Source organism: Neobacillus sp. Soil_C_43, from assembly GCF_057656715.1.
In genome coordinates this window covers 19802-35931 of the sequence record NZ_JBDGJV010000021.1, presented here as the reverse complement: position 1 = coordinate 35931, position 16130 = coordinate 19802, and the positions used below count along the sequence as shown (strand labels likewise).

Sequence of the window (16130 nt, the reverse complement as noted above, 5' to 3'; positions counted from 1 at the left end):
TTGGCTCATGTTCTGACAGAGTTGACCCAAAATTTATCAACCTTGTCAGAAGTTGGCTCATGTTCTGACAGAGTTGACCCAAAATTTATCAACCTTGTCAGAAGTTGGCTCATGTTCTGACAGAGTTGACCAAAAATTTATCAACCTTGTCAGAAGTTAGCTTATGTTTTGACAGAGTTAACCAAAAATTTATCAACCTTGTCAGAAGTTGGCTCATGTTCTGACAGAGTTGACCAAAAATTTATCAACCCTGTCAGAAGTTAGCTTATGTTTTGACAGAGTTGACCAAAAATTTATCAACCTTGTCAGAAGTTGGCTCATGTTCTGACAGAGTTGACCAAAAATTTATCAACCTTGTCAGAAGTTAGCTTATGTTTTGACAGAGTTGACCAAAAATTTATCAACCTTGTCAGAAGTTACTTTTAAATTAGGAACAAAAATTGACAGAGAGCAACAACGTATACGAAAAGAGCTAAAAAAAAGACTCCGCTGTATCTAATCGATGCAAGCGGAGTCTTTTTTATTGTCTCTGATAAAATTGCCTGTTGATTTCCGCTCCAGACGCAAGCGGTTCGTGGGCGTTTCGGCGAGCCTCCTCGGCGCTTACGCCTGCGGGGTCTCTCCTGAACCGTACTCCCACAGGAGTCTTCGCGTCTTCCGCTCCAATCAACAGGGTATAGAAAACAACAATCTTCCTTTACAATGCCTTTTTTATTAAAAAATACAAAATTTAATTAGCCTTATGAAGTAATGTTTAGTGTCTGCCTTCAGTGAAAATTTGGAAGGTAACACCGAACTTGTCTGTTACAATCCCGTAGGCTGGGCTGAAGAAGGTTTCTTGTAATGGCATACCCACTTGACCATCTTCCGTCAATGCTTCAAAAAACTTCTTGGCTCTTTCTGCATCGTTCGTGCTAATGCAGATAGTGACTTGTGTTCCAATTTGATGGGGCTGACCTGGGAACGTATCAGACAGCATTACTTCTGTTTCCCCTACTTTGATTGTTGCATGGCTAATACGATCCTTTGCTTCAGAAGGCAGAGGGAATTCAGGGTTTTCAGGCATTTCACCGAAACTTTGACTAAAAAGAACCTGTGCATCCAAAGCCTTTTCGTAAAACTGAATGGCTTTTTTCGCATTTCCATCCATGACTAAATAGGGAATTAATCTTACTGTCATTTAACACCAGCTCCTTGGGTTATTATGTATGGTCAAATATATAAACATAGCTTCTATTATTGCCCATAATTAAATTATAAAACAGGGAACATTTGTTCGTAAATGAAAATTTAAAATATATTATTTAATCTTGCCTCCTATACGCACCGGGAGCTATGCCATATTTTTTTTGAAATACTCTATGAAAATAAGGGTAGGATCCGAAACCGCAATCCTCGGCAATTTGCTCAAGTGTCATCGTGGTGTATTTCATTCGCTCCATCGCAGCAGACAAACGGACTTCGAGGGAGTACTCAATCATTGTTTTTCCAACACTGCTTTTAAACAAATGAACTGAGTGAGAAACGCTAAGACCAGCGTGTTTCGCCACTTCTTCTACTTTAAAGGAGGTTGTTGCATGCTCTTCAATAAAGCGCATCATACGTGTAACTGTATAGGGCCTATTAAAGGAGGGAGCCGTTTCATTAACTGCTCGTTCTAAGGATAAACAAAGTGCTCTTAGTAGGTATTCAGAAAGCTCCTTATTTTCCTCAGATGACGGCCGGCGTTCCTCCACACTTAGATGACGCCAGAGAGCCATTGTTTTTTCGTCCAAATCTATTTTAGAGATCGTAGGCTTTGCAGAACGTTCCCACCATTCATCCACCCAGTCCCCTTTGCATGATAAATGGTAATCCGCGCTGCTTTGGCCGGCCTCAACTAATAACTCATAATAATCGCCTGGTTGAATAATCAAAAGGTCACCCTTTTCAAGAGTCCTTCGTTTCCCTTTTACGACTACTTCACAGAAACCTTCCGTTTGTAGTCGAAAAAGGTACCCAGGGAATCCCGATTTATGCTGAGAATAATACCCCTGTGTATGATATGAATAACCGCAGAAATATATTTTCATAATTGTAGGCCCCTCTTTTTCAGAAAAATAAATAGCAAAATAGTAGATGTTTTGATTATATCGTTAATGTTTATTTTAAGGAATATCATATATGATGGTATCAAATAATTAATATAAATAGCTCGCAGAAATGAGGGATGAGATTGACAACAACTATACCAATTGCTGTCCAAATGTACACCTTAAGGGAAGAATCTGAAGTGGATTTTGTTGGTACTTTAAGGAAAGTGGCAGAGCTTGGATTCAACGGGGTGGAATTTGCTGGATACGGTGGTTTACCAGTTCGAGAAGTAAAAAAGGTCTTGGATGAATTGGGGCTTCAAGCTGCAGCAAGCCATGTGCCGCTTGAGGACTTAGAATTGAATTTGGAACAAGTAATAAAAGACCAAAAACTGCTAGGTAGCAAATATGTTGTCTGTCCTTACCTCCTACCCGAACGTCGGACAGAACAACATTATCAAGCATTAATTCTTCTTTTAGAGCAAGCGGGTGAAAAGTGCCGTCAAGAAGGCATTACTCTTTGCTATCATAATCACGATTTTGAATTAGAACGACTCTCTGACGGAAGGACAGCGTTAGAATCCATATTTGAAGATACTAATGCCGCAAACGTTAAGGCAGAACTAGATGTTTATTGGCTGACCAAAGCTGGTGAAAAGCCAGTGGCGTGGATGAACCGATACAGAAATCGTACTCCGCTCATCCATTTAAAAGATATGACAACAGATGAGGAACAATATTTTGCTGAACTTGGAACAGGTGGGGTTGATATTGAAAGCGTACTCAATTTAGGAGTGGACGCTGGTGTAGACTGGTGGATCGTCGAGCAGGATTTCAGCCGCCGGACCCCGTTTGAAAGCATTGAAATAAGTCTAAATTACTTAAAAGAAAAGCTGACGTCTAAATAATATATTTTTATAAAAGTTAAAAGGAGTCGTTACAGATGTTAAACGTAACAGTATGGAATGAAAACCGACATGAACAGAAAAACCCTGTGGTTAGAGATATTTACCCAAATGGAATTCACGGAGCCATTGCCGCATTTCTTGAAGCGGAAGGTTTCAACACTAGAACAGCTACATTAGATGAACAAGAGCATGGTCTAACCGATGAAGTACTGGCTAATACAGATGTGTTAGTTTGGTGGGGGCATCTCGCACACGGCGAAGTAAAAGATGAAATTGTGCAAAAGGTGCAGCAGCGTGTCCTTGATGGAATGGGACTCATTGTTCTCCACTCTGGCCATTTTTCAAAAATCTTTAAAACATTAATGGGAACAAGCTGCGATTTGAAATGGCGGGAAGCCGATGAAAAGGAACGTCTCTGGGTGGTAAGCCCAAGCCATCCTATCACAGAAGGAATCTCAGAATATATCGAACTTGAAAAAGAAGAAATGTACGGAGAGCACTTTGATATCCCGCAGCCAGATGAACTGATTTTTACCAGTTGGTTTGAAGGTGGAGAGGTATTCCGAAGCGGCTGTACGTATAAGCGCGGAAACGGTAAGGTTTTCTACTTCCGTCCAGGACATGAAACCTATCCGACTTATCATAACAAAGAAATTCAGCGTGTCATTAGCAATGCCGTGAAATGGGCTAAGCCAGTGAAACGCGAACGTCCAGTTTACGGAAACGCCAAACCATTAGAAGTGATTAAAGGAGGAAAATAATCATGGGAAAATTACGCGTAGCTGTCATCGGATGCGGCAGCATTGCCCAGCATCGTCATTTACCTGAATATAAAGCAAATAAACACGTAGAACTTGTTGCGGTTTGTGATATCAATGAAGAGCGTGCACTTGAAGTGGCCGAGAAATTCGGAGCTAAAGCCTATACGAGTTATGAAGAGTTATTGAATGCCGGCGGAGTAGACGCGGTTAGTGTTTGTACACCAAACTACCTTCACTCCCCAATCTCTATTGCTGCTTTAAAGGCCGGGGTTCATGTCCTTTGTGAAAAACCAATGGCTACTTCAAAACAAGAGGCAGAAGCAATGATTGCTGCTGCCAAGGAATGTGGCAAAAAGCTGATGATTGCTCATAATCAACGCTTTGTACCGTCTCATCAAAAAGCACGTAAGCTCATTGAAAGTGGAGAAATCGGGAAAATTTATAGTTTTCGTACAGCATTTGGACACGGTGGTCCTGAAGGTTGGAGTGTGGATGGAAAAGAAAGCTGGTTTTTCAAAAAGGAAAAAGCATTTGTTGGAGCGATGGGCGACCTAGGTGTGCATAAAACGGATTTACTGCGTTATCTACTCGGGGAAGAGATTGTTGAAGTGGGTTCTTTCGTAGAAACAAGCGCAAAGGATTTTGCCGATGTGGATGACAATGCGGTTTGTATTTTAAAAACGGAAAGTGGAATCATCGGAACGCTTGCTGCCAGTTGGGCCTATGTAAGCAAAGAAGATAATTCGACGATTATTTATGGTGAAAAAGCCATTCTTCGTTTAGAGGATGACCCGGTCAACTCACTGGTTGTTCAATATAAGAATGGTGAGGTGGTCAATTACCAGTTGGGTAGGATCCAGTCAAATGAAGATGGCGGTCAAAACAATTCACGTGTAATTGATCTATTTGTTAATGCTGTTGTGAACGATCAAGAGCCTCCTGTACCGGGTGAGGAAGGCATGAAGTCTTTAAATGTCATCTTGGCTGCGCTAGAGTCAAATGAAACAAAACAGATTATAAGAGTGAGAGAACGATGAAAAAACTACGAATTGGCATTATAGGGGTTGGCGGAATAGCGCAGGGCCGTCATATCCCTGCTTTTTTACAGCTTAGTGACGTATGTGAAATAACAGCTCTCAGTGATGTGAATGTGGACCGTGCCAAAGAAATCGCTGAAAAACATCAGATTCCTCATGTGTTTGAGAACTATCAGGACCTTTTTTCAGAAGTAGATGCCGTTTGTATTTGTACACCAAATAAATTTCATGCGGAGATTACGATTGCTGCACTGGAAGCGGGAGTCCATGTTCTCTGTGAAAAGCCGATGGCTCTAAGTGCGGAGGAATGTGAAGCGATGATTGCTGCTTCAAAAAAAGCGGAAAAGGTTCTAGCGATCGCTTATCATTATCGTTTCATGAAGGAAGCTCAGGCAGCAAAGAAAGCTATGCTAGAGGTAGGAACACCACTTGTAGTCAGAGTTCAGGCTTTAAGACGCAGGAAAGTGCCGGGCTGGGGTGTTTTTACGAATAAAGATCTTCAAGGAGGCGGAAGTCTGATTGACTATGGCTGTCACCTCCTAGATCTCGCTTTATGGCTAATGGGAAATCCAAAACAAACGATGGTGTCAGGCACCACATATAACACGTTAAGTAAAATGCCGAATCAAGTAAATCAATGGGGCGAGTTTGATCATGAAACGTTTAATGTCGATGATCATGTCACAGCGTATGCTCAGTTTGAAAATGGTGCTACGATGCTGTTTGAAACTTCGTGGGCGGCAAATATCAAGGACGACAAGGAACATCTGAGCATCTCTGGAGTGGATGGCGGATTAAGTGTGTTCCCATTTGAGCTTTATACCACTAAAAATGGCATGCTGCTAAATAGCCAAGCCGCTTGGATTCCAGGTGAAGAGAATCCTGGACTGCCACAGGCAAAAAACTTTATCCAAGCATGTCTTGGAATGGAAGAATTGATTGTGAAGCCAGAGGAGGCTCTTCAAGTTTCCGAAATAATAGATCGAATCTATAAAAGTAGTGAGTCGTTTAGAGAGGGGATTACGAAATGAAACTAGGTGTATTTACCGTATTATTTGCTGAAAAATCGTTCGAGGATATGCTTGATACCGTCAAAGAGGCAGGCCTTCATGCCGTTGAAATAGGAACTGGGTGCTACCCAGGGAACAACCATTGCGATTTAGACGCGTTATTGGAAAGTGAAGACGCACGGAAGGCATATATCGGAAAAGTCGAAGAGCGAGGGCTAACGATTAGTGCCTTTAGTTGTCACGGAAATCCTATCTCTCCTGAGAAAGAATTCGCGAAGCAGTCACACGAGACACTTTTAAAAACGATTAGACTTGCGTCCTTGTTAGGAGTTCCAGTAGTAAACTGTTTCTCTGGTACCGCAGGTGACCATGAAGGCGCCAAGTTCCCTAATTGGCCGGTGACTCCTTGGCCTAACGAATATGGAGACGTGTTAAAGTGGCAATGGGAAGAAAAGCTGATTCCATATTGGAAAGAAGTAGGCCAGTATGCGAAGGAGCATCAGGTGAAAATTGGCCTTGAGCTACATGGCGGCTTTTTAGTTCACACTCCATACACCCTGTTGAAGTTGCGCGAAGAAACCTGTGATGCGATTGGGGCCAACTTGGATCCAAGTCATTTATGGTGGCAAGGAATTGATCCTGTCGCAGCGATAAAGATTTTGGCTAAAGAAAATGCCATCCACCATTTCCATGCGAAAGATACGTATATTGACCAAGAAAATGTAAACATGTATGGATTAACCGATATGCAGCCATATGGGGAAGTACGTTCACGTGCATGGAGTTTTCGTTCCGTAGGATGTGGCCATAGTTTGAAGGAATGGTCTGACATGATGAGTGCACTCCGCACCTATGGCTACGATTATGTGGTCAGCATCGAACATGAGGATCCTATCATGTCCATTGAAGAAGGCTTTAAGCGAGCAGTTGTGAATTTAAAATCTATTCTAATTGAAGAGCCTGTTTCACAAATGTGGTGGGTATAAGTATATGAGTAATAGAAAAAGCAGTCGGGCAATACTCCGACTGCTTATTTCATGTTATCTATCTTTTTGATGTAAGGTATCTCTCGTTAATAATTTTTTTATGATGAATGGCATGACCTGCAATTATGTAGCCGATTGCACGGGTAGTCACTTCCGTATTGTTGGCATTGCCTTTGTTGCCCCAGGCCTCAGCAGGCATGTTTTTAATTAAAGTAATCGTAGCCTTGCGTGTCGCTATAAAATCCTCAAGTATATCTTTGATAGATTGCTTGTTAATTTGAGAGCCTTCTACAAAATCATTTTCATTAAACCCCGCTAAAGCAGTTTGGTCACCGCGGCCAATACGAAGCAGGCGATAACTCATAATTCTTTCGGTATCTGTCATATGACCTAGAACTTCTTTGATACTCCATTTAGTTGGGGCATAACGAAAATGCCCATCTTCATCCGAAATTCCGTCAAAAAGTTCAATCGTACTTTTTAAATCCTCACTTAAAATCGCTAATAGGTCTCCTTCGGGAACCAGATTCACATAGGGTACATAATATTCAGGATACTCACTAGTTAAAGGACGTTGTAACAAATTAGTCTCTCCCTCCAAATTGTAATCATCTACTACTACTTTATTCCTTTTTGCAAAGAAATACCAAATAAAAACAACCTGAATTGGATTATTTTAGAAAATAAATACTTGTACATAGAATTACTTTGTATTATGATTTAGATATACATAGAGATTCTATGCTTCTGAGGGGGAATAATTAGTGAGTAAGAATATAGTAATAATTATTGTGTTTATCCTTTTTATAAGTTCGATATTTTTATTTTTAAGACCACATTTTCCTCGGTCATTTCAACATCAGTTTACGGAACATACCGATCTACATAATGAGAATATTAATGGATTCTATCTATTTGATGATATTCATTCGGACCGGTTTATTAGTTTTTATGGTGAACAGAAGTATAAAGGTAGAGACACAGAGACTTTCAGATATTACAAAATTCAGGATGGACTTGAGATTGCTACAAATGAACAGGGCGGTATTTTTCGCTTTATCGTAGAAAGCTCGGGGATACCTACCGCAAAAGGAATTGAAGTTGGGGATTCAATATCAAAGGCGAAAAAGGCATATGGGGAGAATTTTTATGAACGTACTGAGCAAGGGGCAGATATACTAGGTTACGTGGATCAGAAGAACGATCAATCTATTGAATTTTGGTACGGGCAGAATGGTATTCTTTTTTACAGATTAGATAATAATTCTATGAATTAATTCAAAAAAGAGTCAATGCGTTTGCAGCAACTCTTTTTTTGTTTAGACGATTTTATCAAATCGAACACGCTTATTAATCACATACATCACTGGCATACCCACAGCCATAACCACAAATTCACCAACTGCGGTTGTTAACCAAGTGAACATAAATGGCAGGTCAAATGCTAAATGCAGCTCAAGAGCAATTAAAAACATGGTAAACGTGAAGACGAGTGTATTCACAATCATACGTGTCCATAAGCCCTTGATATATTTTGCACAGGCAATCGTGATTAACAAGGCAATCACGGATTGACCGACACCGAAAATAAGGTCATAGGCCTTCATCGGTGAAAAGAACAAATTTGTTAAAAACACACCAAGAACAATTCCATAGATATATTTTTTGTTAAAAACAACTAGATGATTGAACATCTCGGATACGCGAAACTGAACTTGGGTAAACCCAAACGGCTGGATTAAAGCAGAGACAGCAATGTACAATGCTGCTACAATACCGTTTACGACAATTGTATTAACTTTCATATATAATTAACTCCTTAGTTTTTTTGTGTGGGAGGTTCTCGAACCACAATATTTTCAGCCAAATTAATATATTAATATAAATAGAATTACTCGTCAATTCCACGTGAAGTTCTAGGCTAATAGTGCACAAATTTAAAGGACCTTTTTTGTGCCACGCTATTCAAAAATAATTACAGGAAATTTTTACATAAATAATAAAAATCCGTGCATGATAAAAAGAAAAAAGGAATGGCGTATTATTATGAAACAAAATAAATTGTTTTTACTCGCAATGATGCTGATACCTTGGTTATCACTGCCACTCCTAGGAAAGCGGTCCTTCAAGAGATTTTACCCGGGTGCTTTGTTTATCTTCGTTTGGGTCCTTTTTGAGAGTTATTTTTCGAAAAAGTGGCTATGGTGGAGATTTTATGAAAAACTCATTCCAAAAACAATGGGCGAACTCCCCTTTATGATAGGTCCATTTTTTGTGGGATCATTATGGATCTTAAAGTTCACATTCGGAAACTTCTTCCGATACTTACTATTGAACCTTATTCTTGACACCCTTTTTGCCTTTCCTGGGATGATTGCGTTAAGAAGAATGGGGATTGTTTCACTTGTTAGCATGAAGCACTATCAAATGGGACTCTTATTTTTCATAAAATCAGTCATTATGTATGGATTCCAAAGTATGATTGAAAAAATGAGAAAAAAACCAAAATCGCTTATTCAGAAAATATTCACTAAATAAGCTGACTATTAAGTCGGCTTTTTCTGTGTTCGCAAATAAACTGGCTTTTTTCGCAAATAAACTGCTACTTTACGCAAATAAACCATTCATTATCGCAAATAAACTTACTATCCTCGCAAATAAAAGGTGATAGAATAATAGGAAAACGTACAGCCTTTGGTACTCTCCATTCCCATAAACTAATCAAAGAATTAAGAGAGAAGCATAATAGACGGCCAGCATTTTTAGACGAACTTGGAAAGATAAAATAATATAATATATTGAATTAAAAGGGGGCCTCCATCATACTGCACCATTTAGAAATCTACGTTTCGAACCTAGCAAAGACAACCGAATTTTGGGGATGGTTTTTAACTGAATTAGGATATGAAAAGTATCAAAACTGGGATTCAGGTATTAGTTGGAAATACAGAGATACCTATCTTGTATTTGTACAAGTGGAAAAGAGATTCATGGATGTCCCTTACCACCGCGCTAGAGTCGGCTTAAATCATCTGGCATTTCATGCAGAATCGCAAGAGCAGGTTGATCAAATCACAGAACAGTTAAAAGAAAAAGGGATATCTATTCTTTATCAGAATCGACACCCGTTTGCAGGTGGAAATTCACATTATGCTGTATTTTTTGAAGACCCTGATCGTATAAAAGTGGAATTAGTTGCGCCTAAATTAGGCAAAGACCCTTCTGGAAATTGATGTAATTTTATCTATTCCGTGATGTAAATCACAAAATACCATTCAAGGAAGCTTTATAATTATCTGAAATAGGGGAAAAATAAAGGATGGATGGTGAAGGAATTGGATTATAATTTTAAATCTCTATATAGTGAAATTGGTGGACAAGAGACCATTGACAAGCTTGTTAATGCCTTTTATCCACGAGTATATGAAGACCCAGAATTAAGACCTTTATTTGAAGGGGACATGGAAGAAATCAAGCGGAAGCAGAGAATGTTTCTTCCACAATTTTTAGGAGGTCCTGCTTTATACAGCCAGGAATTTGGACCACCTGCCATGAGAGAGCGGCATTTACCATTTGAAGTAACCCCAAGAAGAGCGGTCTGTTGGCTACGCTGTATGAGAGAAGCCTTTCAGGAAATTGGACTCGATCAAAACCCAGCAGGACTAGCCTTTTATGATCGTTTAACGCAGGTTGCTGGCATAATGGTAAACAGTCCTGACAGAGACTAATTAATTTGCGAATTAACAAAAATCCTTACCTGTACTTAACCAGGGTGAGGATTTTTTTATATCCAATAAAATTAACCCCTTTCATTTTTTATGGTATAGTGTGGTTGTTTATAGTGAGGAGGATTCCAATTGAAAACAAATGACCAATGGTGGAAGAAAAGCGTTGTTTATCAAATATACCCAAGAAGCTTTATGGATTCGAATGGAGATGGAATCGGCGACATTCAAGGTATTATTCAAAAACTGGATTACTTGAAGTTGCTTGGTGTGGATGTCATCTGGTTAAGCCCTGTGTACGATTCACCGAATGATGATAATGGCTATGATATTCGTGATTATCAAAAGATCATGGAAGAGTTCGGCACCATGGCCGATTTTGACCAGATGCTTGAAGAAGTACATAAACGTGACATGAAATTAGTCATGGACCTCGTTGTTAACCACACCTCTGATGAGCATGAATGGTTTGTTCAATCGAAACAATCGAAAGACAATCCATACCGTGACTATTATATCTGGCGTGAGGGTAGAGACGGGAAAGAACCGAACAATTGGGGATCATTTTTCAGCGGTCCTGCATGGGATTATGATGAAGCCACCAAGGAATATTACTTGCATTTATTTGCGAAAAAACAACCTGATCTGAACTGGGAACACCCAGCTTTACGTGAGGAAGTTTACCGCATGATGAGATTTTGGCTTGATAAAGGAATCGATGGCTTCCGAATGGACGTAATCAATATGATCTCAAAACAGCCAGGCTTACCTGATGGTGTGCAAGGGGAAGGTCAATTATATGGAGATGGCAGTCCATTTTATATGAATGGACCTAGAATTCATGAATTTATGAAGGAAATGAATCAGGAAGTCTTAGCGCATTATCCCATTATGACGGTGGGGGAAATGCCTGGAACCACACCAGAAGATGCCATTCTTTATACCAATCCTGAACGAAATGAAGTTAATATGATTTTCACTTTTGAGCATATGGATTTAGATAGTGCCCCCGGTGGTAAGTGGAACTTAAAACCGCTCAATCTTGTAGATTTAAAGGAAAACTTAGCAAAGTGGCAAGTGGGACTTCACAACAAAGGATGGAACAGTCTCTATTGGAATAACCATGACCAGCCAAGGATTGTTTCCCGTTTTGGTAATGACCAGGAATACCGCGTGGAATCAGCCAAAATGTTAGCGGCCTGTCTTCATTTTATGCAGGGGACCCCATATATTTATCAAGGGGAAGAAATCGGCATGACCAACGTGAAGTTCGACTCTTTAGAGGATTATCGTGATATTGAAACACTTAATATGTACAAGGAACGTTCAGCATTAGGCTATATTCATGAAGAAATCATGACGTCCATATACGCAAAGGGAAGAGACAATGCAAGAACACCTGTACAATGGGATGCATCAGAGCACGGAGGATTTACGACAGGGACTCCGTGGATTAAGGCCAATCCAAGATACAAAGAAATCAATGTGAAAAGTACGTTAGAAGATCCAGAGTCTATCTTCTATTTTTATCAAAAGCTTATCTCCCTTCGTAAGGAAATAGATATTATCGTAGAAGGCGATTTTCAATTGTTACTCAAAGATCACCCATCGATCTTTGCTTATGAAAGAAACTGGAAGGGAGAACGCCTTTTAGTTTTATGTAATTTTAGTGGGGAAGAGGTAGAGATTCACGAGGAAGAGCTCGTTCACAGCATAGCAAATTATCAATTACTTCTCTCCAACTATAAAGCGGGAACATCAGCTACACTACGTCCGTATGAGGTAAGAGTCTTAACAAAATAAAGTGACAGTCCCCCGCTGCTATAAAGCGGCGGGGGACTGTCCTCATAAAAAAATAAAAAAATGATTGCGCATACATTTTAAAAGTGCTACTATGAATCTATCGATTAGCGCAAACGTTTTCGCTAACGATACATAAAAAGTATAGGGGGTATTAGTAGATATTAACTGTAAAGTAAGTAGATTTTTTATTGAGGAATAACGATTTTTTACAGTTTTTCTGCTATTTTGTGCAAACGTTTTCTTAGATAACAAGGTTTTACTCCATTTCGATTGCTATTTTTGACACTTAAACCAACATACTAAAATAGTTTTTTATTTAAAAGCAAGTGCAAACGATTGCACTCTTTAACGAATACTAGTATGATATCTAATATATTTAAGTCGTCTAGAATAAAACATTCGAAATAGAACAAAATACATTCATCTATGTTTTCTTACTTTGCACAGAAACAACACGCTTCACAAAATTTTTCAGTATGGGGGTAAATCATGAATAAGAAAAAATTATTTTCTGGAATTGGAGCTGGGCTTCTTTCATTAAGTCTCCTTTTAACAGGCTGTGGTAACGCTGACAAAGGCGGCGGAGCTAAAGAAGAGTCAAAAGGCGGAAATGTCACACTTGATGTATTCCAATTCAAAGTAGAATTCAAAAAGCAATTTGAAGATGCTGCAAAGAAATATGAAGCGTCACACAAAGGCGTAAAAATCAACATCACAACTGTTGGTGGCGGTGAAGATTACGGTGCAGCTTTAAAATCTAAGTTTGCTTCAGGTAAAGAGCCAGCAATCTACAACATCGGTGGACCACAAGACGTAGAAGATTGGCAAAAGAAACTAGCTGACCTTTCTGATACAGAAGCTTCTAAAAAGGCTTTAAAAGGAACACTTGATGGTGTATCCAAAGATGGTAAAGTTTTAGGTTTACCATACAACCAAGAAGGTTACGGTTTCATCTACAACAAAGCTGTATTCGAAAAAGCTGGTATCGATCCAAAATCAATCAAGAGCTATGCAGACCTTGAAAAGGCTGTAAAAACTTTAGATTCTAAGAAGGGTGACCTTGGTCTAAAAGCAGTTTTTGCCCTTCCTGGTAAAGAAACTTGGGTAACTGGCCTACACTTATCCAATGCATTCTTAGCTCCAGAATTTGATAACAACGTTCTAAATGCATTCAGTGCAAAGAAAGTTGACTTCAAATATGGCGATGCGTTCAAGAAGGTCCTTGATCTTCAAAATAACTATTCTGTTCAACCAACTGTAAGCCTTGACTATGCTCAACAAGTTGAAGAATTATTCTCACTTCAAAAAGTAGCAATGATTCAACAAGGTAACTGGGCATATGGTTCAATCGCTGGTATCGACAAAGATTTCGCTGATAAGAACATTGGTTTATTACCAATCCCTGTTGAAGGCTATAAAGAAGATGCAATTCCTGTTGGTATCCCAATGTACTGGGGCGTAAACAGCAACAAAGACAAAGCTACACAAGCTGAAGCTAAGAAATTCTTAGACTGGTTATACACTTCTGACGAAGGTAAAGAAATCGTTATCAACGACTTCAAATTTATCCCTGCTTATGATGGCTTTGATGCATCAAAAATCAGTGATCCACTTTCAAAAGAAATTTATCAATATGCTCAAGATGGCAAGACAATCGGCTGGACATTCATGGGCTACCCAACTGGCTGGGGACAAGATCAACTTGGTGTTCAAATCCAAAAATATTTGAGCAAAGAAGCTAAGTGGGAAGATGTAGTAAAAACTACAAAAGAAGCTTGGGAAAAATCAAGAAATAAATAATCCCTTATGAACATAGATAATGGGTCCTACTTGATAAAAGCAGGACCCATTATAAATTAGCAGAGAGGCAAGCGGCTGGTTCATAAGGGGGCAATAATTAGTTGGGTTTTTTCGGCTTCGAGAATTGTCCAGCTCCAGCGCCTAGCCCCTCGGGTCAAATAACCTTCGGCAAGAAAAGTCAAAGAACGACTTTTCTTGCCGAAGAACATTTGCCTGAAGGGGCTGAACAAGGCGCTTGCGCTTTTCTTATCAATCAGCCCCTTTTCTTTCAATAATACTACCTTAGAAAAAATACAAACATCACATTGGAGGTTTTTACCATGATGCGTACACGGGAATTATCATATTGGTTATTTTTAGCCCCAGTTCTATTAGCATTATCTATGGTTGTTATCATTCCATTGCTCTTTGGAGTTTACTATTCATTTACAGACTGGAATGGTATTGAAGTGGGCGGTTTTATTGGCTTCGAGAACTATATTAATGTATTTAAGGATAAAGAATTCTTAGATTCGTTATGGTTTACAGTAAAGTTTACTGTCGTTTCCATTATTTTAATTAACTTCTTTGGTTTAGCCTTAGCACTTATCGTGACATCAAAAATTAAAACAAGTAAGTTCCTACGTACAATCTTCTTCATGCCAAACCTAATTGGTGGTTTGATTCTAGGCTTTATCTGGCAGTTTATTTTTATTAAGGTATTTGCCGGTGTTGGAGAATTGTTTGGAATCGAAAACTTACAAGGATGGCTTTCTACTACAAACACTGGTTTTTGGGGCTTAGTGATCCTAATGAGCTGGCAGATGGCCGGATACATCATGGTAATCTATATTTCTTACTTAGAAGGTGTACCAACAGAGCTGATTGAAGCTGCTGAAATAGATGGTGCTAGTTCACTCCAGCGTCTACGCTTTATCGTATTCCCATTAGTTGCTCCTGCATTTACAGTTAGTTTGTTCTTAACATTATCGAATACGTTCAAGCTTTACGACCAAAACTTATCATTAACAGGCGGTGGGCCTTACAATTCCACGCAAATGGTCGCAATGGAGATTTTTAAAACGGCATTTGGTGAAAGTGAAATGGCTTATGCTCAGGCAAAAGCAGTTATCTTCTTTATCATCGTTGCTGCTATTTCCTTAACACAAGTGTACATCAACAAGAAAAGGGAGGTAGAAATGTAATGGGAAGAAAATATAAATTGCCGCTCGAAATCCTTGGTTTGTTATTAGGTCTGTTATGGCTTTCTCCTTTTTACTTAATGATTGTCAACTCCTTTAAAACAAAGAGGGAGATCTTCTCAGACACATTAAAATTACCAGAAGTATTTACTTTTGATAACTATGTTGAAGCATTTAATGAACTTACATTCTTAAAAACATTTATGAATTCACTGCTTATTACGGTAGTTAGTGTAGGCATCATCATTATTTTCTCGTCTATGGCTGCCTACGCTCTTTCTAGAAATAAAAGCAAAATAAGTACCATTATTTTCTTCTTGTTTGTTGCAGCGATGTTAATTCCGTTCCAATCCGTTATGATTCCATTAGTGACGATCTTCGGAAAAATAGAACTGCTTAATCGTTCCGGAATTATCTTTATGTATTTAGGCTTTGGTGCGAGTCTTTCCATCTTCCTGTACCATGGTACATTGAGCGGGATCCCAAAATCCTTGGATGAAGCTGCAACCATTGATGGGGCTAATCGTTTCCAAATTTTTTGGCACATTATTTTCCCTATGTTAAAGCCAATTACTGTTACAGTTGCAATATTGAATACCATTTGGATTTGGAATGACTACTTACTTCCATCTCTTGTTATTAACCAAGAAGGAATGGAAACTATTCCATTGAAAATGTTCTTCTTCTTCGGTGAGTATACAAAGCAATGGCATTTAGCACTTGCTGGATTAACGATTGCTATTATTCCAGTAATTATTGCGTACTTCTTTGCACAAAGAGAAATTATCAAAGGTATTTCTGAAGGCGCGGTTAAATAATTTCTACCTTATAATATAGTAGAAAAACG

Annotated in this window: 18 protein-coding genes and 1 riboswitch; of the genes, 13 read left to right on the top strand and 5 right to left on the bottom strand. The window is 39.0% G+C overall.

From position 1 onward, the window contains the following. Window positions 1–754: 754 nt before the first annotated feature. Window positions 755–1180, bottom strand: coding sequence for a VOC family protein (locus AC3A54_RS21855; RefSeq protein WP_487656212.1), 426 nt, complete (start codon window positions 1178–1180; stop codon window positions 755–757). A 124-nt stretch (window positions 1181–1304) separates the two neighbouring features. After that, the gene (locus AC3A54_RS21850; RefSeq protein WP_487656211.1) at window positions 1305–2072 is read right to left on the bottom strand and encodes an AraC family transcriptional regulator; all 768 of its coding nucleotides are present in this window, start codon (window positions 2070–2072) and stop codon (window positions 1305–1307) included. A gap of 173 nt (window positions 2073–2245) precedes the next feature. Here AC3A54_RS21850 and AC3A54_RS21845 point away from each other — a divergent pair, with 173 nt between their 5' ends. From AC3A54_RS21845 to AC3A54_RS21825, 5 genes are read left to right on the top strand one after another with little or no spacing between them, the layout of a single operon-like run. Beyond that, window positions 2246–2980, top strand: a complete 735-nt coding sequence (locus tag AC3A54_RS21845; RefSeq protein ID WP_487656249.1) for a sugar phosphate isomerase/epimerase family protein — start codon at window positions 2246–2248, stop codon at window positions 2978–2980. Window positions 2981–3015: 35 nt separating this feature from the next. Next, the gene (locus tag AC3A54_RS21840) at window positions 3016–3741 is read left to right on the top strand and encodes a ThuA domain-containing protein (RefSeq protein WP_487656210.1); all 726 of its coding nucleotides are present in this window, start codon (window positions 3016–3018) and stop codon (window positions 3739–3741) included. A 2-nt stretch (window positions 3742–3743) separates the two neighbouring features. Continuing rightward, window positions 3744–4778 carry a Gfo/Idh/MocA family protein gene (locus AC3A54_RS21835; protein WP_487656209.1) on the top strand — a complete coding sequence of 345 codons (1035 nt, stop codon included), beginning with the start codon at window positions 3744–3746 and terminating at the stop codon, window positions 4776–4778. Then, a complete protein-coding gene (locus tag AC3A54_RS21830; RefSeq protein WP_487656208.1) occupies window positions 4775–5809 on the top strand; it encodes a Gfo/Idh/MocA family protein in 1035 nt (344 codons plus the stop codon). Before AC3A54_RS21835 ends, AC3A54_RS21830 begins: the two co-directional genes overlap by 4 nt. After that, complete coding sequence (locus AC3A54_RS21825) at window positions 5806–6774, top strand: sugar phosphate isomerase/epimerase family protein (protein ID WP_487656207.1); 969 nt, start codon at window positions 5806–5808, stop codon at window positions 6772–6774. The genes AC3A54_RS21830 and AC3A54_RS21825 overlap by 4 nt, the downstream gene beginning before the upstream one ends. 58 nt (window positions 6775–6832) lie before the next feature. Here AC3A54_RS21825 and AC3A54_RS21820 read toward each other — a convergent pair whose 3' ends face one another. Further along, window positions 6833–7357, bottom strand: coding sequence for a DinB family protein (locus AC3A54_RS21820; protein WP_487656206.1), 525 nt, complete (start codon window positions 7355–7357; stop codon window positions 6833–6835). A gap of 181 nt (window positions 7358–7538) precedes the next feature. On the opposite strand from AC3A54_RS21820, the gene AC3A54_RS21815 reads away from it, so the two are divergent. Continuing rightward, window positions 7539–8051, top strand: a complete 513-nt coding sequence (locus AC3A54_RS21815; RefSeq protein WP_487656205.1) for a hypothetical protein — start codon at window positions 7539–7541, stop codon at window positions 8049–8051. 42 nt (window positions 8052–8093) lie between these two features. On the opposite strand, the gene AC3A54_RS21810 is transcribed toward AC3A54_RS21815, so the two are convergent. Next, window positions 8094–8579, bottom strand: coding sequence for a QueT transporter family protein (locus AC3A54_RS21810; protein ID WP_335548541.1), 486 nt, complete (start codon window positions 8577–8579; stop codon window positions 8094–8096). Between the two features lie 8 nt (window positions 8580–8587). Continuing rightward, a riboswitch (PreQ1 riboswitch) is annotated at window positions 8588–8632 on the bottom strand. Between the two features lie 188 nt (window positions 8633–8820). Here AC3A54_RS21810 and AC3A54_RS21805 point away from each other — a divergent pair. The 5 genes from AC3A54_RS21805 to AC3A54_RS21785 all read left to right on the top strand — a co-directional run bounded on the left by AC3A54_RS21805 (window position 8821) and on the right by AC3A54_RS21785 (window position 14102). After that, window positions 8821–9312, top strand: a complete 492-nt coding sequence (locus tag AC3A54_RS21805; RefSeq protein ID WP_487656204.1) for a hypothetical protein — start codon at window positions 8821–8823, stop codon at window positions 9310–9312. A gap of 284 nt (window positions 9313–9596) precedes the next feature. After that, window positions 9597–10007, top strand: a complete 411-nt coding sequence (locus AC3A54_RS21800) for a VOC family protein (RefSeq protein WP_487656248.1) — start codon at window positions 9597–9599, stop codon at window positions 10005–10007. Between the two features lie 90 nt (window positions 10008–10097). After that, a complete protein-coding gene (locus AC3A54_RS21795; protein WP_487656203.1) occupies window positions 10098–10502 on the top strand; it encodes a globin domain-containing protein in 405 nt (134 codons plus the stop codon). 129 nt (window positions 10503–10631) lie between these two features. Next, window positions 10632–12302, top strand: coding sequence for a glycoside hydrolase family 13 protein (locus tag AC3A54_RS21790; protein WP_487656202.1), 1671 nt, complete (start codon window positions 10632–10634; stop codon window positions 12300–12302). Between the two features lie 489 nt (window positions 12303–12791). Next, window positions 12792–14102, top strand: a complete 1311-nt coding sequence (locus AC3A54_RS21785) for an ABC transporter substrate-binding protein (protein WP_487656201.1) — start codon at window positions 12792–12794, stop codon at window positions 14100–14102. A gap of 80 nt (window positions 14103–14182) precedes the next feature. Here the strand turns inward: AC3A54_RS21785 and AC3A54_RS21780 are convergent, their stop codons facing one another. Continuing rightward, window positions 14183–14374, bottom strand: coding sequence for a hypothetical protein (locus AC3A54_RS21780; protein WP_487656200.1), 192 nt, complete (start codon window positions 14372–14374; stop codon window positions 14183–14185). A gap of 51 nt (window positions 14375–14425) precedes the next feature. Between AC3A54_RS21780 and AC3A54_RS21775 the strand changes: the two genes are divergently transcribed. Further along, window positions 14426–15286, top strand: coding sequence for a carbohydrate ABC transporter permease (locus tag AC3A54_RS21775; RefSeq protein ID WP_308084253.1), 861 nt, complete (start codon window positions 14426–14428; stop codon window positions 15284–15286). Then, complete coding sequence (locus tag AC3A54_RS21770) at window positions 15286–16101, top strand: carbohydrate ABC transporter permease (protein ID WP_487656199.1); 816 nt, start codon at window positions 15286–15288, stop codon at window positions 16099–16101. The genes AC3A54_RS21775 and AC3A54_RS21770 overlap by 1 nt, the downstream gene beginning before the upstream one ends. The last annotated feature ends 29 nt before the right edge of the window (window positions 16102–16130 follow it).